This is a genomic window from Rhodoplanes roseus (assembly GCF_003258865.1).
Classification (GTDB): Bacteria; Pseudomonadota; Alphaproteobacteria; order Rhizobiales; family Xanthobacteraceae; genus Rhodoplanes; species Rhodoplanes roseus.
The window spans coordinates 1-18,748 of sequence record NZ_NPEX01000109.1 but is presented as its reverse complement, the minus strand read 5'-3'; the positions used below and the strand labels follow the sequence as shown (position 1 = coordinate 18,748).

The 18,748-nt window shown below is 71.4% G+C and carries 17 protein-coding genes and 1 pseudogene; 9 read left to right on the top strand and 9 right to left on the bottom strand.

What is annotated here, in order from left to right:
* The first annotated feature begins 120 nt into the window (after positions 1–120).
* A complete protein-coding gene (locus tag CH341_RS16425) occupies positions 121–1,098 on the top strand; it encodes a S1C family serine protease (RefSeq protein ID WP_111420087.1) in 978 nt (325 codons plus the stop codon).
* A 30-nt stretch (positions 1,099–1,128) separates the two neighbouring features.
* Here CH341_RS16425 and pncA read toward each other — a convergent pair whose 3' ends face one another.
* From pncA to CH341_RS16405, 4 genes are all read right to left on the bottom strand, one after another.
* A complete protein-coding gene (pncA, locus tag CH341_RS16420; RefSeq protein WP_111420086.1) occupies positions 1,129–1,758 on the bottom strand; it encodes a bifunctional nicotinamidase/pyrazinamidase in 630 nt (209 codons plus the stop codon).
* 52 nt (positions 1,759–1,810) lie between these two features.
* On the bottom strand, positions 1,811–2,635 hold the full coding sequence (locus CH341_RS16415) for a universal stress protein (RefSeq protein ID WP_111420085.1): 825 nt from the start codon (positions 2,633–2,635) through the stop codon (positions 1,811–1,813).
* Between the two features lie 61 nt (positions 2,636–2,696).
* A complete protein-coding gene (locus CH341_RS16410) occupies positions 2,697–3,152 on the bottom strand; it encodes a phasin family protein (RefSeq protein ID WP_111420084.1) in 456 nt (151 codons plus the stop codon).
* 60 nt (positions 3,153–3,212) lie between these two features.
* On the bottom strand, positions 3,213–3,899 hold the full coding sequence (locus CH341_RS16405) for a helix-turn-helix domain-containing protein (RefSeq protein ID WP_111420083.1): 687 nt from the start codon (positions 3,897–3,899) through the stop codon (positions 3,213–3,215).
* A 188-nt stretch (positions 3,900–4,087) separates the two neighbouring features.
* On the opposite strand from CH341_RS16405, the gene CH341_RS16400 reads away from it, so the two are divergent.
* The 4 genes from CH341_RS16400 to CH341_RS16385 all read left to right on the top strand — a co-directional run bounded on the left by CH341_RS16400 (position 4,088) and on the right by CH341_RS16385 (position 8,014).
* Positions 4,088–5,581, top strand: a complete 1,494-nt coding sequence (locus CH341_RS16400; RefSeq protein WP_111420089.1) for a PAS domain-containing sensor histidine kinase — start codon at positions 4,088–4,090, stop codon at positions 5,579–5,581.
* Positions 5,571–6,215, top strand: a complete 645-nt coding sequence (gene fixJ / locus CH341_RS16395) for a response regulator FixJ (protein ID WP_111420082.1) — start codon at positions 5,571–5,573, stop codon at positions 6,213–6,215. Before CH341_RS16400 ends, fixJ begins: the two co-directional genes overlap by 11 nt.
* A gap of 186 nt (positions 6,216–6,401) precedes the next feature.
* Entirely contained in the window at positions 6,402–6,827 is a 426-nt protein-coding gene (locus CH341_RS16390; RefSeq protein ID WP_170149656.1) for a response regulator, read from the top strand.
* 200 nt (positions 6,828–7,027) lie between these two features.
* Positions 7,028–8,014, top strand: a complete 987-nt coding sequence (locus CH341_RS16385; protein ID WP_111420080.1) for an NADPH:quinone oxidoreductase family protein — start codon at positions 7,028–7,030, stop codon at positions 8,012–8,014.
* Here the strand turns inward: CH341_RS16385 and CH341_RS16380 are convergent.
* On the bottom strand, positions 8,011–9,663 hold the full coding sequence (locus CH341_RS16380; protein WP_111420079.1) for an MFS transporter: 1,653 nt from the start codon (positions 9,661–9,663) through the stop codon (positions 8,011–8,013). The two genes, CH341_RS16385 and CH341_RS16380, sit on opposite strands and share 4 nt — an antisense overlap.
* A 202-nt stretch (positions 9,664–9,865) precedes the next feature.
* Between CH341_RS16380 and CH341_RS16375 the strand changes: the two genes are divergently transcribed.
* From CH341_RS16375 to CH341_RS16365, 3 genes are all read left to right on the top strand, one after another.
* Complete coding sequence (locus CH341_RS16375; RefSeq protein ID WP_111420078.1) at positions 9,866–11,926, top strand: glutamate synthase; 2,061 nt, start codon at positions 9,866–9,868, stop codon at positions 11,924–11,926.
* A 157-nt stretch (positions 11,927–12,083) separates the two neighbouring features.
* Positions 12,084–12,908 carry a substrate-binding domain-containing protein gene (locus tag CH341_RS16370; RefSeq protein ID WP_111420077.1) on the top strand — a complete coding sequence of 275 codons (825 nt, stop codon included), beginning with the start codon at positions 12,084–12,086 and terminating at the stop codon, positions 12,906–12,908.
* A 7-nt stretch (positions 12,909–12,915) separates the two neighbouring features.
* The gene (locus tag CH341_RS16365) at positions 12,916–14,682 is read left to right on the top strand and encodes an ATP-binding protein (RefSeq protein WP_111420076.1); all 1,767 of its coding nucleotides are present in this window, start codon (positions 12,916–12,918) and stop codon (positions 14,680–14,682) included.
* 21 nt (positions 14,683–14,703) lie between these two features.
* Here CH341_RS16365 and CH341_RS16360 read toward each other — a convergent pair whose 3' ends face one another.
* The 3 genes from CH341_RS16360 to CH341_RS16350 all read right to left on the bottom strand — a co-directional run bounded on the left by CH341_RS16360 (position 14,704) and on the right by CH341_RS16350 (position 17,315).
* On the bottom strand, positions 14,704–15,174 hold the full coding sequence (locus CH341_RS16360; RefSeq protein WP_111420075.1) for a cupin domain-containing protein: 471 nt from the start codon (positions 15,172–15,174) through the stop codon (positions 14,704–14,706).
* 31 nt (positions 15,175–15,205) lie between these two features.
* Positions 15,206–16,231: a tripartite tricarboxylate transporter substrate binding protein gene (locus CH341_RS16355; protein WP_210208372.1), complete on the bottom strand. Its 1,026-nt coding sequence runs from the start codon at positions 16,229–16,231 to the stop codon at positions 15,206–15,208.
* A 208-nt stretch (positions 16,232–16,439) separates the two neighbouring features.
* Positions 16,440–17,315, bottom strand: coding sequence for an HpcH/HpaI aldolase/citrate lyase family protein (locus CH341_RS16350; RefSeq protein WP_111420074.1), 876 nt, complete (start codon positions 17,313–17,315; stop codon positions 16,440–16,442).
* 154 nt (positions 17,316–17,469) lie between these two features.
* On the opposite strand from CH341_RS16350, the gene CH341_RS16345 reads away from it, so the two are divergent.
* The gene (locus CH341_RS16345; RefSeq protein ID WP_111420073.1) at positions 17,470–18,201 is read left to right on the top strand and encodes a DUF429 domain-containing protein; all 732 of its coding nucleotides are present in this window, start codon (positions 17,470–17,472) and stop codon (positions 18,199–18,201) included.
* A gap of 222 nt (positions 18,202–18,423) precedes the next feature.
* Here CH341_RS16345 and CH341_RS16340 read toward each other — a convergent pair.
* Positions 18,424–18,748: pseudogene (locus CH341_RS16340) on the bottom strand (phosphomannomutase/phosphoglucomutase); the annotation flags it as partial.

The window sequence follows — 18,748 nt, the reverse complement described above, 5'->3', positions numbered from 1 at the left end:
CCGCAATCGCCGGCCCGCTTATTGTCCTCTTCGGTCATCGTCTCTAAATCTTGCGACGGCGCGATCGGGCCGTCGCCCCCGCGCCGCGTGCGATGGGCCCGTCGCACACGGGAGATGCCGATGCCGTCCTCCGGGGACTGGAAGATTCCGCCGGCCGCCCAGCCGAAGGCGGACGGCTACAAGTTCGATCTCGATCGCGCCCTGAGCGCCGTCGTGGCGCTGCGGTCCGAGGTCCCGGCCGACGCCACCACGGCCGAGACGCTGGGCACCGAGCGGGCCGGCCACGGGGTCGTCATCCGCGAGAGCGGCCTCGTCCTCACCATCGGCTACCTGATCACCGAGGCCGAGGCGGTGTGGCTGCGCGCCGCCGACGGCCGGGTGGTGCCCGGCCATGCACTCGCCTTCGACCACGAGACCGGCTTCGGCCTGGTGCAGGCGCTGGCGCGCCTCGACCTGCCGGCCCTGCCGATAGGGCGCTCCGCCGATCTCCTGGTCGGCGAGCATGTGATCCTGGCCGCCGCGGGTGGCCGCCAGCGCGCCGTCGCGGCCCGCATCGTCGCGCGCCAGGAGTTCGCCGGCTATTGGGAGTATCTGCTCGACGACGCCATCTTCACGGCGCCGGCGCATCCCAACTGGGGCGGCGCGGCGCTGATCAACGCGGCCGGCGAACTGGTCGGCATCGGCTCGCTCCATCTCGAGCAGCGGCGCGATCCGGACACGGTGTTCCACGTCAACATGATCGTGCCGATCGACCTGCTGTCGCCCGTGCTCGACGACCTGCTCACCCGGGGCCGGCCGAACCGGCCGGTGCGCCCGTGGCTCGGCCTGTATGCGACCGAGCTCGAGGACAAGCTGGTGGTGGTCGGCGTGGCCAGCGGCAGCCCGGCGCAGCGCGCCGACCTGCGGGCCGGAGACACGCTGCTCAGCGTCGCCGACGCGCCGGTGTCCACGCTGGCCGAGCTGTTCCGCCGCATCTGGTCGCTCGGTCCGGCCGGCGTCGAGGTGCCGATCACGGTGATGCGCGACGGCCGCATGCTGGCGCTGCGCGTCGCGTCGGGCGATCGTCTGCGCTTCCTGCGCACGCCGCGCCTGCACTGAGCATCGCCCGGCGGCGCCGGTCGGTCGTCCTCACATCGTGTCGACCAGGCGGACGCCCTGCTGCGTCAGCTCGCGCCGCGTCGCCGCGATCGAGCCGTCGACATCGATGCCGCGGCAGCCGTCCTCCACCACGATCACGTCGAAGCCGACCTTGCGGGCGTCCTCGGCCGAGTAGCGGACGCAGAAGTCGAGCGCCAGCCCCACCACGACGACGCGCGACAGTCCGCGCTCGCGCAGATAGCCGGCGAGGCCGGTCGGGGTCGTCTGGTCGTTCTCGAAGAAGGCCGAGTAGGAATCGATCTCCCGGCGAAAGCCCTTGCGCAGCACCAGCGCGGCGTGCGGAATCGTCAGCTCGTGATGAAACGCGGCGCCGGCGGTCTCCTGCACGCAGTGGTCCGGCCAGAGGATCTGCGGCCCGTAGGAGAGCGCGACCTGCTCGTAGGGCTTGCGGCCGCCATGCACCGAGGCGAACGAATGATGCCCCGGCGGGTGCCAGTCCTGCGTCAGCGCCACGTGACGGAATTTCTCTGCCAGCCGCGTCACCACCGGCACGACGGCGTCGCCGTCGTGCACCGGCAGCGCGCCGCCGGGACAAAAGTCGTTCTGGACGTCCACCACCAGGAGGACGTCGCGATCGTCGATCGTCGGACCCGAGCCCATGATCCCCTCCGCGCCGAGCGGCCGCAGCGCGGCGCCCGGCGCGGAGTATGGATCAATGAGACATCAGGCAACAGACCGGGCTGTGCCCGATCAGGCCGCGGGTGACGCCGCCGAACATCCATTCGCCGAGCCGGCTGTGGCCGTAGCCGCCGGCGACGATCAGGTCGACGCGCTCCTCGCGGGCGACGCGGATCAACGCATCGGCCGCCGCGCCGTCGCCCTGCACCGCGATGCTGGACGAGACGGCGATGCGGTGGCGCGCGAGATGGCGCGCGACGTCGTCGAGATCCTCGCGGGCGGTCGCCTCGCCGGCCTCCGTGTGGACCTCCATGGCCATGATCTGCTCGGCCTCGTGCAGGAACGGCAAGGCGTCGACGACGGCACGCCGCGCCTCGCGGGTGTCCTTCCAGGCGACCAGGATCTTGTTCGGCACCAGCGTGTCGACGCCGTCCGGCACGAGCAGCACGGGACGCCCGGCCCGCAGGATCACGCTGCCCGGATCGACGGCGCGGAACACGTCGTCCGGCTGCGCGCCGCCGCCGATCACGATCAGGTCGGCGGCGCGTGCCGCGCGGCAGATCACCTCGACCGGGAAATCGATCGCCGAGCGCCATTCGACCGGTCGGTTGACGGCGCCGACGATCCCCCGGAAATGCCCACCGAGCCGGCCGAGCTCCTCGGTCATCTCGGTCTTCTCCTGCTCGGAGGGACCGAAGTCGACGACCAGGCCCTCGGCCGCGAAGGGGGGCCGCGGGCCCCAGCCGGTGATGCCGATCAGGGTGGAGTGGAAGCGCTCGCCGAGGCCGCTCGCCAGACGCACGCGGGCGTCCGACGCCTCGTCGATGCCGACATGGACCATCACGGTCGCGTAGGACATGTCCTTCTCCTCGCCGTTATGGGCTTCGTCGACCTCCTGCCGGCTCCGCCGGCGGGCGGGATCAGCTCGATCCTGCCTTCTCGACGCCGGTGGAGAGGCCGGTGGCCAGCGGGCGCGCCGCCTCGCTCATCAGCTTCTGGCCGGCCGACCAGAGATCCTTGCCCTGCGCCACCACCGACTCGAGCTGGCGGGCCGCGAAGCTGCTGGACAGCTCGATCACGTCGGGCAGCGACCGCGCCTCCGCCATGGCGGCCGCGAAGTCGAAGCCGGCATTGATGTTGGCCTGCATCGCCGCGATCATCTTCAGGCCCAGCTCGGCGCTGCCCTGCGCGGCGGTTGCGCAGCTCTCCTCGATCGAGGCCTCGGCGGCCTCGGTGGATTCGGCGAGCTTGGCGTAGCCTTCCTTCATCTGCTCCAGGCCGTCGGTCGCGACGAACTGCAGGCCGGACGGGAAGTCGAGCGGCGGAAGCTCGGTGTGCTCGCCGACGGGCGGTTCGGACGGGGTCACTGTCGACATGGCAACCTCCTCGGGTGGTCGGGACGTCGAGACCGGCCCTCGGGTGCCGCCGAGGGCGGTTCAGGCATGCAGCCGTTTCAGCGCCGCGCGGTCGCGCAGCACGATCCGGCGGCAGGTCGGGACGCCGATGGCCCCCGTGCCCTCGAGCTGCGTCAGCGTCCGCGAGATGGTCTCGATCGTCAGACCGAGATAGTCCGCGATGTCCTGGCGCGACATCGGCAGCTCGAACGCGTCGACGCCGCCCATCCGCTCGGCCATCTCCATCAGGAAGCAGGCGACCCGCTCCTGGGCGCTGCGGATCAGCACCAGCATGTGGGTCCGCACCTGCTGCAGCTCGCGGGCGGTGAGCGCCCACAGCATGTGGGCGGTGCGCGGATCGCCGCCGGCGAGCGTCATCAGCGCGCTGCGCTTGACCACCATGAGCAGCGACCGGGTGACGGCCTCGGCCGAGGAATGGTGATTGGCGGTCGCCTCCAGGCCGAACACCTCGCCGGGCAGATAGAACGAGCTGATCTGGCGGCGGCCGTCGTCGAGGACCTTGTAGGTCCGGGCCGCGCCCGAGATCACCTTGTAGACATAGGCGGTGGGCTCGCCTTCGCCGAAGATCTCGGCGTTGCGGGCATAGCCGATACGGACGCCCAGCGAATCCAGGTTGGGGCTGCCGGCGCCGTTCTGCTCCGCGGCCCACCGGTCCAGCGGCTTGGCCGGATGGTTGGGGCTCAGGGTCTGCGCGTTCTGCATCAGCATGGCGCGGCTCGCATCGAGAGGGACGGGGCTGCAGCCATGCAACGTAGGCAGGCGGACGCCACCGTTAAATTCGGGTAAGGTCCCTAAGGGCTGTCCCGGAGCCGGCCGAGCCGACACCGTCCCGGGGGCAGGTCCGGGAGCGGGCCATGACGGACGTCCATCTGGGTGCATCCGGACCGCGGGTCGGCATGGCCGATCCCCCGCCGGACGCCCGGTCGGGCGGCGAGCGGGCGCTCTGGTACGCCGCCGCCGTGGTCCTGCCGGGGCTCGCCTTCGGGCTTCACCGCCTGGTCGGGGACCTGACCGCCGAGCAGGCCGACCTCGTCTTCATGGTGCCGCCCGTGCTGGTCGTCGGCGGGCTGGGCGGGCTCGGGCCGGGGCTGCTCGCCACCCTGCTGGCCCTGCTTCTTCACATTCTCCCGGTCGCCGGGCCGATCGGGCCGGTCGGTCCGGCCCTCACCACGGCCGCCGCCTTCGGGCTGATCGGCGTCGGCATGGCGGTGTTCGGCGAACGCCTGCGGCTCGCCCGCGACGAGGCGGCCGCCCGCACCCGCGGCCTGATGGCCCGCGAGGCGCATCTGCAGTCGATCCTCTCCAACGTGCCGGACGCCGTCATCATCGCCGACGAGCACGGCGACATCGAGCTGTTCAGTGCCGCGGCCGAGCGCCTGTTCGGCTACGCCGCCGGGGAGGTGACGGGCAAGAATCTCAGCGTGCTGATGCCGGCCCCCTACAGCGACGTGCATCACGGCTACGTCGATCGCTACATGCGCACCGGCGAGCGCCACATCATCGGCATCGGGCGCGTGGTGGTCGGCGAGCGGAAGGACGGCTCGACCTTCCCGATCGCCCTCACGGTCGGCGAGATGACCTCGGACGGCCGGCGCTTCTTCACCGGGTTCGTGCGCGACCTGACCGAGCGGCAGGAGACCGAGGCGCGGCTGCAGCGGTTGCAGACCGAGCTGCTGCACGTGTCGCGCCTGACCGCCATGGGCGAGATGGCGTCGGCGCTGGCGCACGAGCTCAACCAGCCGCTGTCCGCCATCGCCAACTACCTGTCGGGCTCGCGCCGCCTGCTCGCGCAGCCCGAGCCGGAGAAGCTCGCGATGGTGCGCGAGGCGGTCGACGCCGCCGTCCAGCAGTCGCTGCGGGCCGGCCAGATCATCCGGCGGCTGCGCGACTTCGTCGCCAACCGCGAGCCCGAGAAGCGGATCGAGAGCCTGAAGACCCTGATCGAGGAGACCAGCGCGCTGGCACTGGTCGGCGCCAAGGAGATCGGCGTGCGGGTGCGGCTGCGGCTCGACCCCATGGTCGACCGCGTCCTCGTCGACAAGGTCCAGATCCAGCAGGTGCTGCTCAACCTGATGCGCAACGCCATCGAGGCCATGGAGGCCTCGCCGCAGCGCATCCTCACGGTGGCGACGACCCCGGCGCCCGACGGCGGCGTGCTGGTCGAGGTGGCCGACACCGGGTCCGGCATCGCGCCCGAGATCGCCGGGGCACTGTTCCAGCCCTTCGCCACCACCAAGACCCACGGCATGGGCATCGGGCTCTCGATCTCGCGCACCATCGTGGAAGGTCACGACGGCCGCATCTGGGCCGAGCCCTGCCCTGGCGGCGGCGTGTCGTTCCGGTTTACACTGCCGGCCGTGGGGGGCGAGGAGCTCGGCGATGTCGGCTGACGCGGTCGTTCATGTCATCGACGACGACGAATCGGTGCGCAAGTCGCTCGACTTCCTGCTGCGCGCCGCCGGCTTCCGCACGGCGACCTACGAGACGGCGCTGGCCTTCCTGAACGCGCTTCCCGACGTCTCCTCGGGCTGCATCGTCACCGACGTGAAGATGCCGGAGGTGAGCGGCGTCGACCTGCTCAAGCGCCTGCGCGACATGCATGTCCGGCTGCCCGTGATCGTCATCACGGGCCATGCCGACGTGCCCATGGCGGTCGAGGCGATGAAGAACGGCGCGGTCGACTTCCTGGAGAAGCCGTTCGACGACGAGGTGCTGCTCGTCTCGGTGCGCGCCGCCCTCGCCGCCGCCGAGAGCACGGCCGAGCGCGAGGCGGCCCGCCACGACCTGCGCCAGCGCATCGCCGCGCTGTCGCGGCGCGAGCGCGAGGTCTTGGACGGGCTCGTCGCCGGCAAGGCCAACAAGACCATCGCCTGGGATCTCGGCATCAGCCCGCGCACCGTGGAAATCTACCGCGCCAATGTGATGACCAAGATGCGGGCCGTCAGCCTCTCCGAGCTGGTGCGCATGACCATGCTGGCCGAGGTCGCCGACCACCCGGTCGGCAGCGACGGCGTCGCCGGCTGAGCCCCTCTGGTGTTCGCCGCGATTTTGAGCGGCGTCAAAGCATCGCCCATGCTTTGCGCTTTCCTCGACCGCGTGCAGCCGCGGCCGGGCCGCCGCCCTGACCGGCGGGCGGGTGCCGGGGCAGCCGCACGGCGGGCCGGGCGAGACCGGCCGGAGCCTTCGACGGCGGAGCCGCGGTACAGCGCCATGACGCGCAACGGTCAGGACGATTCGTCGCTTCCGACCATCGTGGTGGTCAACGACGACCCGGCGCTCCGCCATGCCTTGCGGTTCGCCCTCGGCGTCGAGGGGTTCGCGGTGCGCACCTTCGCGCGCGGCGAGGAGGCCCTCCACGCGCCCGATCTCCCCGACCTCGCGTGCGTGGTCGCCGAGGCGACGCTCGCCGACATGTCGGGGCTCGACCTGGTGGGCCGCCTGCGCCGGGGTCGCGCCCGCCTGCCGGCCGTGCTGATCACCAGTAATCCCAGCCTCCGCCTGCGCCGGGACGCCGCCGACGCTGGTGTCCCGCTGATCGAGCAGCCGCTGCGCGGCGACAGCGTGGTCAACGGCGTGCTGGCCCTGCTCACCGGGCGGGGCGAGGCCGAGCCCCGGGCGCACCGCCACAAGGCGTGAGGTTCGGTGGTCGGCGGTCCCCGGCCGGACGCGACCACGACGCTCTTTATCGCGGGCACGATCACGACGTCGGCGCGCGACGACGACCCGACGGATGAGCCGCCTCGGCGCGCGGCTTGCCGTCACGCGGCCGACCCTCCAAGATCACGGCCTCCCGACCTGCACGTTCGCGAAGAATCCAATCGCCGAAGGACATCGTCATGACATCGACCATGCGGGCGTGGCGCTCGCTGTCGCCGGGGATCGACGGGCTCGCGCTCGCCGAGGTGGACCGGCCGGTTCCGGGGCCCGGCGAGATGCTGGTGCGGGTCGAGGCGGCGGGGTTGAACTTCGCCGATCTCCTGATGGCCGACGACCGCTATCAGGTGCGCCCGAACCGCCCCTTCACGATGGGCCAGGAGCTGGCCGGCACGGTCGTCGCGGCCGGCCCGGGTGTCGCCGCCGCGCCGGGCACGCGGGTGGCCGGCAAGGTCGAGACCGGCGCCTTCGCCGACTACGCCGTGCTGCGCCAGGACCTCGCGATGGGCGTGCCGGAGACCCTGAGGAGTGAGACCGCGGCGGCGCTGCCGATCGTCTACACGACCGCGCTGGTGGCGCTCACCGAATGCACCGCGATCCGGCCCGGCGAGACCGTGCTGATCACGGCCGCGGCAGGCGGCGTCGGTCTCGCCGCGGTCGAGATCGCGAAGTCGCTCGGCGCCGTGGTGATCGCGGCCGCGGGCGGAGCCGACAAATGCGCGCTCGCCCGCCGGCACGGCGCCGACGTCGCGGTCGACTACCGCGAGGCGTCGGTCGCCGACGCGGTCAAGTCGGCGACCGAAGGGCGCGGCGTCGACGTGCTGCTCGACTCGGTCGGCGGCGACGCCAAGGACTTGCTCCGCCTGCTCGCCTGGGGCGGGAGGCTTCTGATCACCGGCTTCTCGGGCGGAACGATTCCGCAAATTCCGGCGAACCGCCTGATGCTGCGGCGCCAGTCGGCGATCGGCGTCTACTTCCATCCCGATCACGACGCCGCGATGCTGATGCGGGTCGGTGCGCTCCTCTCCGATCTCGCGGCCGCCGGCGCGATCCAGCCCCATGTCGGCGCCGCCTATGCGTTCGAGGATCTTCCGCGCGCACTCGCGGCGCTGCGTGACCGCGCCACCACCGGCAAGGTGATCCTGAAGGTGGACCACACGGCGGGTTAGGCCTCCACCTCGTCCTCCTCGGGGCGTGCGGTGCCGCGGGGAAGGTCGGTCGCGATCAGGTGCGTGACCTTCGGGTAGCCGGGCTGGTTCAGGCTGCGGATCTCGTCCTGCAGGGCGCGGGCGGCGCGCGTGATGCGCTCGTGCTGGCGCAAGTGCTCCAGCCAGGACTCGACCATGAAGGTCTCGACATAGCGCCCGTCGGTGGCGGCGTCATCGAACACGGCCCAGGCGTAGGCGCCGTCGCGGCGGCGCTCGTGCTCCATCACGGCGAGCTTCTCCAGGACGGTGTCGCGGTGGTCCGGGTCGATGCGATACTCGACGCTGACCATCACGGGACCGCGGTCGGGCGCGACGTCGTGCGACAGCACCGGCTGCGGCCAGTGCATCGACGGCGAGAGGTCGACGCCGAGCCCGGTCTGCAGCTTCGCCGCCCGGGTCAACGGGATCGCGGCGAGCAGCCCGGCCGCCGCGACCGCGAGGGCGAACGGCAGCCCGATCAGCCCGGCGAGCTTCCCCCACAAGACGCTGCCGAGCGTCATGGCGGCCGACATCACGCTGACGAAGACCGCGAGCCCGCGGCCGCGCACCCAGTCGGGCAGCGCCACCTGGGCCGAGACGTTGAGGGTCGACAGCACCTGGATCCAGGCGGCGCCGGCCAGCACGCTGGCGGCGAGCGCGACGGCGGGGTGGCGGGCGAGCGCGAACAGCGCCAGCGCCAGCGCCGTGCCGATCGTCGCGGCGCTCACCAGCCGGTCGGCGCCGAGCCGGGCCTTCAGGCGCGGCAGCGCCAGCGCGCCGAGCAGCGCGCCGCAGCCGATCGCGCCGAGCATCAGGCCGTAGAGCTGCGGGCCGCCCTCGACGCGGTCGCGGGCGATCAGCGGCAGCAGCGCCCAATAGGCGCTGGCGAACACGAAGAAGCCGAGGCTGCGGGCGAGCGTCGCGCGCAGATGTGGATTGCGCCGGGCGTGGCGCAGCCCGATCCGCACCGCATTGCCGAAGCGCTCGGCCGGGAGCTGGCTGGCGCGCGACGGCTTGCGGCGCCACCACACCAGGGCGCCGATCACCAGCACGAAGCCGAGTGCGTTGATCAGGAACGGCGAGGCGAGGCCGAGCGCCGCGATGGCGAGGCCGGCGAGCGCCGGGCCGATCGCCCGGCTGATGTTGATGCCGACGCTGTTGAGCGCCACGGCGCTCGGCAGATCCGCCTTGGGGACGAGCTGCGGCACCACGGCCTGCCAGGCCGGCGCCACCATGGCGGCGCCGATGCCGGCCGCGAACGTGAAGGCCAGCACCAGCCACGGTGTCGCCAGGCCGCCGAGCACGATCAGGCCGAGCAGGGCGGAGGCCGCCATGGTGGCGACCTGCACGACGATCAGCAGCCGCCGCCGGTCGACGATGTCGGCGAGCGCCCCGGCCGGCAGCGCGACCAGCGCCATCGGCAGCATGGTCGCGACCTGCACCAGCGACACGGTGAGGGGACGTGGATCCAGCACGGCGATCAGCCAGCCGGCAGCGGCGTTGTACATCCACACGCCGACATTGCTGAGCACGGTGGCGCTCCACAGGACCGCGAAGTCGCGGTGGCGGAACGGCGCGAAGGCGCCGCGCGGTGCGGTGGGCGAGGGGGTAGCGGGGGCGGGTGCGCTCATGCCGGCACGCTACCGGGGCGGCTCCGGCCCGACAACACGGCCAGGCGACCGCCCGGCATGTTCCGAAAGCCGGCCGACGCCCGGTGCGGGGCCCCGGGGACGCCCGGTTGCGGCTCCGGCGAAGTGCTTACAGATACGATGTTTTCCCGGTCCGTAGAACGCCTGACTTGCGAACCCGGGCCGCCGCGGCGAGCTTCTGGGCATGGTCGATCTGGTCCCCATTCCGCTCGGCGTGCTCGTCACGCGCCTGTTTCGCGAGCTCGCTCACAAGCGTTCCGCGTTCGATCTGCCGCAGAAATTCTTCGTGCAGGCGACGCCCGGCCGCGACGTGTCGACGACGTTCCACGGCCGTCGCGTCGCGACGCCGTTCGGGCCGGCCGCCGGCCCGCACACCCAGATGGCGCAGAACATCGTCTCGTCCTGGCTCGCCGGCGGACGCGTGATCGAGCTCAAGACCGTCCAGATCAAGGACCGGTTGGAGCTGTCGCGGCCCTGCATCGACATCGAGACGGTCGGCTTCAACGTCGAGTGGTCGCAGGAGCTCACCCTCGAGCAGTCGCTCGAGGAGTACGTCAAGGCCGCGATGCTGATCGAGATGCTGAAGGCGGCCGGTGTCGTCACCGGACTCGACGAGACCGTGTTCGACATGAGCGTCGGCTACGATCTCGCCGGGATCAGGTCCGAGCGGGTGCGCGCCTTCATGGCCGGCATGATGGACGCGAGCGCCGTCGTCGAGCGGCTGCGGGCCGAGATCCCCGACGAGTGGGCCCAGTATCGCGACCTCGCCTTCCCGACGCGCCTTTCCGACACGCTGACGCTGTCGACCTTCCACGGCTGCCCGCCGGAGGAGATCGAGAAGATCGCGGCCTTCCTGCTCGAGGAGATCGGGATCGACGTCGTCGTCAAGCTGAACCCGACGCTGCTCGGACGTGATCAGCTCACCACGCTCCTGCGCGACAAGCTCGGCTACACCGAGCTGAGCGTGCCGGACACGGCCTTCGACAAGGACGCGACCTGGGCGCAGGTCACGGGCTTCGTCGACCGGCTCGGGATCCTGGCCGAGGCGCTCGGCCGGCGGTTCGGCGTGAAGTTCTCCAACACGCTGGTGGTGAAGAATCACAAGAGCTTCTTCTCGGCGACCGAGAAGGAGATGTATCTGTCCGGCCCGCCGCTGCACCCGATCGCCATTGCGCTGGTCGATCGCTTCCGCGCGGAGTTCGGTGATCGCTTCCCGATCTCCTTCTCGGCCGGCATCGACGAAGGCAATTTCGCCGACACGGTGGCGCTCGGCCTCAAGCCCGTCACGGTGTGCACCAACTTCCTCAAGCCGGGAGGCTATCGGCGCGGGTTCCGCTTCTTCGCGACCCTGACGGCCAAGATGGCGGCCGTCGGCGCCGCCGACGTCGACACCTATGTGATCAAGGCCTTCGGCCGTGCCGATGCGGCGCTCGACCGTCTCGGGCTCGCGCGCGGGCGGCTGGCGGCCTGCCGCGCCGCGCTCGCCGACGGCTCGGATCTGCGCGTCGCCGCGGGCGACGCCTTCGAGGCGTGGGTCTCGGCGGCGCGTCTGGAGAACACCGCCGCCTACGCGGCGCAGGTCGCGGCGAGCACGCGCTACGCCGCCGCCGAGCACTCGACCGCGCCCAAGAAGATCAACTCGAACCTCGTGCTGTTCGACTGCCTCACCTGCGACAAGTGCATCCCGGTCTGCCCCAACGACGCGAACTTCACCTTCGCGATTCCGCCGGGCGAGACGGCGATCGAGCGGCTCGCCAGGACCCGTGACGGATGGACGGCCGAGCCGATCGGCACGCTGACCTTCCAGAAGCCGCGCCAGATCGGCACCTTCGCGGACGCCTGCAACGAATGCGGCACCTGCGACGTGCTGTGCCCCGAGGACGGCGGGCCCTATCTGGTCAAGCCGCTGTTCTTCGGCAGTGTCGCGGCCTTCGAGGACGCGCCGCAGCGCGACGGCTTCGTGCTGGAGAAGACCACGGCCGGCGTCCTGATGCGCGGCCGCTTCGCCGGGCGGGCGGTGCGGCTCGAGGTTCCGGCCGAGGGGACCCGGGTGCGCTACACCGGCGACGGCTTCGATCTCACCCTCGACCCGGCCGATCCGGCCGGCACCGTGGAGGGGACGGCCGAGGGCACCGTCGATCTCGGCTATTTCCGCGTCATGGAGAAGATCCTGGCCGCCGTGACGGCGCCGCAGGCGGCCAGCTTCGTCAGCGCCGCCCTGGAGCAGGCCCGCCCACCGGGCTGAGCCTCGCAGGGAACGATCCGACGCCATCGCTTTGGCGCCGATCCGCGCTGCCGGCGCGGCGCGTGTCCGTACCTTTCCTCATGAGCCATAAGTCTATTTTTACCTCCCTGTGATGAGCTGTGTCCTGGACAGCCTCGACCCGCCCACCCGGAGGACCATGTCCGCGATCGGACCATTCCGCAGCGGCCTTCTCGGCATGCTGTTCGCCGTGTCGCTGGCGAGCGCCCCGTCGCGCGCGGCCGAGCTGGTGCGGGTCGGCGGGACCGGGATGGCGCTCGCCACCATGCGGCAGATCAGCGACAGCCTTCGGGCGGTCGCGCCCGACGTCGTCGTCGAGGTGCTGCCGAGTCTCGGCACGTCGGGAGCTCTGCGCGCCCTGAAGGAGCATGCGATCGACATCGCCGTGGCGGCGCGGACCCTCGAGCCGGAGGAGCGCACCAAAGGGTTCGTCGAGGCGACCTGCCTGCGCACGGCGCTGCTGTTCGCCTCCTCGCACCCTAGTCCAGGTGGCATCCGGTCGACCGACCTGCCGCGCCTCTACACCGATCCGGCGCCGCTCTGGCCGGACGGCCGTCACCTCAAGATCCTGATGCGGTCGCGGGCCGGCTCCGAGAACGCCTATCTGGCCGCCTACCTGCCCGCGATGAAGCCTGCGCTGGAACGCGCCTACGGGCGGCCCGGCGTTCCGGTGGCCACCACGGACCAGGAGAATGCCGAGCTGGCGGTGCGGACCGAGGGGTCGTTCGCGGTGATGACGTTGCTGCAACTCAGGTCCGAGCATCTCGACCTGCGTCCCGTGGCGGTCGACGGAGTCGTCCCGGATCCGGCGACGGTGGCGGACGGCTCCTATCCGCTCTCGGTCGTGGTCTGCGCGGTGACGCGCGCCGTGAAGCCGCCCGCCGTGACCCGGGTCGTGACCCATCTGCGGTCGGAGACTGGGCGCAACCTGATCCGCTCTCTCGGCGCGACACCGCTCGAATGACCCCCTCATGACCGAGTCGCGCTCCTTCACGACCCTGAACCGCTCGGTCCGCATCGTGGCCGTGCTGCTCGGCCTGCTGACCGGCGTCGGCGGGCCCGCGATCTTCGGTGTCAGCGCGTATCTGAGCGAGGAATCGCGGCTCGCCTACAGGACCGAGCTGGCGGCGCGACGCGTCGCCGAATACGCCTATCTCCAGGGCGAGGTCTGGCGCTTCTCGTCGCACCGCATCGCCGACTTCGTCGGCGATTACCGCGCCGGCGAGCATCAGATCGTGCGTGACGCCAAGGACATTGTCATCGCCGACGTCGGGACGCCGATCTCCGGGCCGGCCCTGTCGGTCTCCGCCCCCATCATGGTGCGTGGCGTCGCGGTCGGAAGCGTGCAGGCGGCGGCCGACATCACGTCGCTCCTCGCCCGCGTCGCCGTCGTCGCGCTTCTCGGGCTGCTGATCGGAATCGCGATCTTCGTCTTCGCCTATCTGGTGCCGTTGCGGGCGTTGCGCCGCGCCACCGCCGAGCACGAGGAGGTGCAGGGCCATCTGCGCGAGCAGATCGAGCAGACACGCTCCGCCCTGCAGATCGCCCGCGACGCCACGGCCGCCAAATCGGCGTTCCTGGCGATGATGAGCCACGAGATCCGCACGCCGATGAACGCCGTGATCGGCCTGTCGTCGGCGCTGCTCGACACTCCGCTCGACGCCGAGCAGCGGTTGCTCGCCGACACGGTCGCCAGCTCCGGTGACGATCTCCTGCGCCTCCTCAACGACATTCTCGACTTCTCCAAGCTCGATGCCGGCAAGCTCCAGCTCGAGGCCGTGCCGTTCTCGCCCGCCGTGCTGATCGGCAAGGTCGTGAGCATCATGGAGGCGCGGGCGCAGGCGAAGGGGCTGGCGCTGCGGGTGGTGGTCATGCCCGGACTGCCCGAGCGGATGATCGGCGACCGCGCCCGGCTCAAGCAGGTGCTGCTCAACCTGATCGAGAACGCGGTGAAGTTCACGTCGGCCGGGCATGTCGAGGTCGGCCTGCGATGCGCCGGCCGGACCGCGGTGACCGCCACGCTCGAATGCGCGGTTCGCGACACCGGCATCGGCATCGCGCCCGAGCAGATGGGGAAGCTCTTCGGGGAGTTCGCGCAGGCCGACAGCTCGATCAACCGGCAGTTCGGAGGCACCGGGCTCGGGCTCGCCATCTCGAAGCGGATCGTCGAGCAGATGCAGGGCGCGATCCGGGTCGAGTCGACGCAAGGCGTCGGCACCTGCTTCACCGTCACGGTGACGCTGCCGCTGGCGGCCGAGCAGGCCGCCCCGGCGCCGGCCCCGGCGGTCGGACCACCGCCGGCTCCTCCGGGCCGCCCCGTCGAGGTGATGCTCGCCGAGGACAATCCGACCAATCAGCTCGTCTTCTCGAAGCTGCTGCAGAGCATTCCGTCGCGGCTGACGATCGCCGCCAACGGCCGGGACGCGGTCGCCCTGGCGCGCAGCCGGGCCTTCGACATCGTGTTCATGGACATGCGCATGCCCGAGATGGACGGGCTCGATGCGACCCGCGCGATCCGGGCGCTCGGCGGTGCCTGGAGCCGCGTGCCGATCGTCGCGCTCACGGCCAACGCCTTCGCGGACGACGTCGTCGCCTGCCGCGAGGCCGGCATGAGCGACTTCATCGCCAAGCCGCTGCGCAAGTCCGTGTTGCTGGAGCGCCTCGCGCCCGTCATGGCCGGCCTCGGGCATGCCGCGCCGTGCACGCCGGCCGCCCACGACGAGGCGGCGGCGGCGTAGCGCCTCGCCGGCCCGCCGGCGTCAGCCGAAGCCGGGGCCGGCGCGGTCGAGCGGCTTGGCGCCGACCAGCACGAAGGCGATCACGCAGGCCTCGGTGCCGCGATTGACCCAGTTGTGCACGGTGCCGCGCTGCACCAGCACGTCTCCCGCGCGCAGATGCACCGTGACGTCGTCGTCGAGCTCCATGTCGATCTCGCCCGAGACCACCACGGCGTAGTCGAGCGACTCGGTGCGGTGGACGCGCGGCGCCACCCCGGGCTCGTAGCGCACCACCCGGAAGACGGTGCCGTCCGACACCGAGGTGGCGACGTCGCGAGTGGCGCCGTCGGTCGGATCGGCATTGTCGGCCGGGAACGTCGTCGTCGACCAGACGACGCAGCTCTCGTAGCCGGCCCGTTTTCGCGCGATGTTCTCGGCGACGGTGTCGGCGACCACGACGGCGCGGCCGTTCGGGTCGTGGCCCGTCACCACGCGGCGGATCGTCAGGCCCATGTCGGCTCCTTCTCGTGTCCTGGCGTCGCCGTCACTTCGGCTCGATGCCGGCGGCCTTGGCGGCTTTCGCCCATTTGTCGAGATCACCCGCGATCTGGGTGGCGAAGGCGTCCGGGGTCGAGCCGACCGGCTCGGCGCCGTCGAGCGCGATGCGCTCCTTGATGGTCTCGTCCTTCAGCGCCTCGACGACGGCGGCGTGCAGCTTCCGCACGATCGCGTCGGGCGTCTTGGCGGGTGCCAGCAGGCCGTACCACTGGATCGCCTCGTAGCCGGGCACGCCGGCGTCGGCGATCGCCGGCACGTCCGGCATGCTCTTCAACCGGGTCAGGCTGGTGACGCCGAGCGCCCGCAGCGATCCGGCCTCGACATGGGACTTCACCGACAGCGCGTTGACCATCATGGCGTTGACCGTGCCGGCGACCAGGTCGTTGAGGCCCGGCGTCGTGCCCTTGTAGGGGACGTGCAGGATGTCGGTGCCGCTCATGCTCTTGAACAGCTCCATGCTCATGTGCGGCGAGGTGCCGATGCCGGCCGAGGCGTAGGTGAGCTGCCCCGGCTTCTGCTTCGCCAGCGCGACGAGCTCCTGCACGGTCTTGACCGGCAGCGCGGCGTTGACGACCAGCACGTTGGGCAGCGAGACGACCAGCGACACCGGCGAGAAGTCGCGCACCGCGTCGTAGCTCACGGTCTTGTACATGGCCGGGTTGATGGCCAGCGTCGAGGCCGCCATCAGCAGGGTGTAGCCGTCGGGCGGCGACTGCGCGACCGCGCTGATGCCGATCATCTGCCCGGCGCCGGAACGGTTCTCGACGTAGAAGGACTGGCCCAGGAGCTTCTGCAGCTCGTTAGCGAGCAGGCGCGCCGTGATGTCGGTGCCGCCGCCCGGCGCCGAGGGCACCAGCAGCTTGACGGCGCGGCCCGGATAGTCGGACGGCGCCTGCGCTCGCGCGGGCGCCCATGCCGGCAGGCCGGCGGTCGCGACAACCGCCGTCGAGGCGGCGGCGCGCAGGACGGTGCGGCGGGAGACGGAGCGGGCCAGGGACGCGGGGCCGTTCATCGGCGTGTCCTTCGGGTTTGCGATCCGGGGAGATGGCGGGGCCGGGCGGGGCCGGAATACTGGAACGGATCGGCGGCAACGGACAAGAACCCCCCGTGTGCTCCGAACGCATGGATCCCCGCGCCGCGCGCATGCCGGGCCGCGAGACGCGAACGGGCGGCGGAGCCGTGCCCCGCCGCCCGTGGTTCCACCGACACGCGGAGGCGCGTCACGCCATGCCGATCGCCTCGGCGATCGCGACGGTGCGGCGCGACATCTCGGCATGCAGCCGCTCGACCATGCGGCCGTCCATCTGCACCACGCCCTTGCCGCGGTTCTCCGGCTGGTCGAACACGGCGATGATCTTCTTGGCCAGCGCGACCTCGTCGGCGCTCGGCGAAAAGACCTCGTTGCAGGGCTCGACCTGGTTCGGATGGATCAGCGTCTTGCCGTCGAAGCCGAGGTCGCGGCCCTCGAGGCATTCGCGCTTGAAGCCCTCGGCGTCGGAGAGGTTGTTGTAGACGCCGTCGATCACGTCGAGCCCGTAGGCATGGGCGGCCAGCACGCAGTCGGCGAGCCAGCCGGTCATCGGGGCGCGGCCGGGCACCAGGCGCACCCGGGTCTCCTTGGCGAGGTCGTTGGTGCCCAGCACGAAGCCGCCGAGCCGCGTCTCGGTGTCGGAGCCGGCCGCGGCGAGGTCGCGAATGCCGAAGATGGCGAGCGGCGTCTCGATCATGATCCACACCCGCACCTTGGCGTCGGCGTGCATGTCGAGCAGGCGCTGGCCGATCATCTCCAGGGTCTGCGGGCTCGACACCTTGGGCACCAGGATCACGTCCGGCTTGGCCGGCACGATCGCGTCGATGTCGTCGCTGAACCACGGCGTGTCGACGCCGTTCACCCGCACGAACACCTCGCGCCGGCCGAAGCCGCCGGCCTTCACGGTGGCGGCGACCAGCTTGCGCGCCTCCGCCTTGGCGTCGGGGGCGACCGAATCCTCGAGGTCGAGGATCACGGCGTCGATCGGCAGGGTCTTGGCCTTCTCCATGGCGCGGGGGTTCGAGCCCGGCATGTACAGCGCGCTGCGGCGCGGACGAATGGTCATCGTGTGTCTCCGGAAAGGGGGGCTCACGCCTGGGGGCGGGGCGGAGCGGCGCGAGAAATCCTAGAGCATTTTTCGCCGTTGTGGGACCCTGCCGGGCGCTCCGGTCGGCGATGCGCGCATCGCTCCGGATGCAGGGCTGCCGGGCGGGGGTCCCATGGACGAGGAATGGCTGGCCGGGGTCGACGGCTGCAAGGACGGCTGGGTGGTCGCCTTGGTGGCGCCCGCGGGCGACGCCGTGCGGGTGCGGGTCGTGCACACCTTCGCCGAGATCGTCGCGGCGCCCGAGCGCCCGGCCGTGATCGCCGTCGACATGACGATCGGCCTGCCTGACCGGGTCGGCCCCGGCGGCCGCGCCGCCGAGAGTGCCGTGCGACCGCTGCTCGGGGCGCGGCAGTCCGCGGTGTTCTCGGTGCCGTCGCGGGCGGCCGTGTATGCGGCGGACTACGGCGTCGCCTGCGCGGTGGCGTTCGCCACCTCGGATCCGCCGCGAAAGGTGTCGCGGCAGCTCTTCATGCTGACTCCCAAAATCCGTGAGATCGATGCGCTGCTGACAGCCGATGTGGCGCTCGCCGCGCGCGTCTTCGAGGTGCATCCCGAGGTGGCGTTCTGGCGCATGAACGGCGAAGAATCGCTCGCCGAGCCCAAGAAGGTGAAGAGCCGGCCCTACGAGCCAGGCCTCGCGCTGCGCCGCGCCCTGCTTGTCGCCGCCGGGCTCTCGGCCGACGTGGTCCAGGCGCCACCCCCGCGCGGTGCGGGTCCCGACGATCTTCTGGACGCGCTCGCCTGCGCCGTGACGGCCCGGCGCATCGCCACGGGTCTCGCGCGGCCGTTTCCCGATCCTCCGCCCGTCGACCGCCACGGCCTACGCATGGCGATCTGGGCGTGAGGTCAGCCGGCTTGCTGTCATCCGCCCTCACCCTGAGGAGCCCGCGTAGCGGGCGTCTCGAAGGGCGAGGGCGGCCAACGTCGTGGCCGCATGGTTCGAGACGCACTCCTTCGGAGTGCTCCTCACCATGAGGGCGGAGGTAGTGCATCGCCGCGACGAAGAAGGGCGTGCATGTTCGGCACGCGGCCGGACATGACGAGTTCGGGCGTGTGGCGGCCCTGATCAGATCGTCTGATTGTACGCCCCGACCTCGGGGTGGGTGCGCAGGACGGCGTCGACGGCCTTGAACATGTCGTGCATGCGGGCCTCCGACACCGGGCTCTCGACCACGACGACCAGCTCCGGCTTGTTGGAAGAGGCGCGCACCAGGCCCCAGGTGCCGTCCTGGACCGTGACCCGGACGCCGTTGACCGTGACGATGTCGCGGATGTTTTGGCCCGCGACAGGAGCGCCTTTCGCCTGCGCGTCCTGAAAGTGTTTCACCACCGCGTCGACCACGCCGTATTTCGTCTCGTCGGCGCAGTGCGGCGACATGGTCGGCGACGAC

Coding starts and splice junctions, on each gene's coding strand:
- CH341_RS16425 (WP_111420087.1), top strand. CDS start 121: ATGCCGTCCTCCGGGGACTGGAAGATTCCGCCGGCCGCCCAGCCGAAG.
- pncA (WP_111420086.1), bottom strand. CDS start 1,758: ATGGGCTCGGGTCCGACGATCGACGATCGCGACGTCCTCCTGGTGGTG.
- CH341_RS16415 (WP_111420085.1), bottom strand. CDS start 2,635: ATGTCCTACGCGACCGTGATGGTCCATGTCGGCATCGACGAGGCGTCG.
- CH341_RS16410 (WP_111420084.1), bottom strand. CDS start 3,152: ATGTCGACAGTGACCCCGTCCGAACCGCCCGTCGGCGAGCACACCGAG.
- CH341_RS16405 (WP_111420083.1), bottom strand. CDS start 3,899: ATGCTGATGCAGAACGCGCAGACCCTGAGCCCCAACCATCCGGCCAAG.
- CH341_RS16400 (WP_111420089.1), top strand. CDS start 4,088: ATGGCCGATCCCCCGCCGGACGCCCGGTCGGGCGGCGAGCGGGCGCTC.
- fixJ (WP_111420082.1), top strand. CDS start 5,571: ATGTCGGCTGACGCGGTCGTTCATGTCATCGACGACGACGAATCGGTG.
- CH341_RS16390 (WP_170149656.1), top strand. CDS start 6,402: ATGACGCGCAACGGTCAGGACGATTCGTCGCTTCCGACCATCGTGGTG.
- CH341_RS16385 (WP_111420080.1), top strand. CDS start 7,028: ATGACATCGACCATGCGGGCGTGGCGCTCGCTGTCGCCGGGGATCGAC.
- CH341_RS16380 (WP_111420079.1), bottom strand. CDS start 9,663: ATGAGCGCACCCGCCCCCGCTACCCCCTCGCCCACCGCACCGCGCGGC.
- CH341_RS16375 (WP_111420078.1), top strand. CDS start 9,866: ATGGTCGATCTGGTCCCCATTCCGCTCGGCGTGCTCGTCACGCGCCTG.
- CH341_RS16370 (WP_111420077.1), top strand. CDS start 12,084: ATGTCCGCGATCGGACCATTCCGCAGCGGCCTTCTCGGCATGCTGTTC.
- CH341_RS16365 (WP_111420076.1), top strand. CDS start 12,916: ATGACCGAGTCGCGCTCCTTCACGACCCTGAACCGCTCGGTCCGCATC.
- CH341_RS16360 (WP_111420075.1), bottom strand. CDS start 15,174: ATGGGCCTGACGATCCGCCGCGTGGTGACGGGCCACGACCCGAACGGC.
- CH341_RS16355 (WP_210208372.1), bottom strand. CDS start 16,231: ATGAACGGCCCCGCGTCCCTGGCCCGCTCCGTCTCCCGCCGCACCGTC.
- CH341_RS16350 (WP_111420074.1), bottom strand. CDS start 17,315: ATGACCATTCGTCCGCGCCGCAGCGCGCTGTACATGCCGGGCTCGAAC.
- CH341_RS16345 (WP_111420073.1), top strand. CDS start 17,470: ATGGACGAGGAATGGCTGGCCGGGGTCGACGGCTGCAAGGACGGCTGG.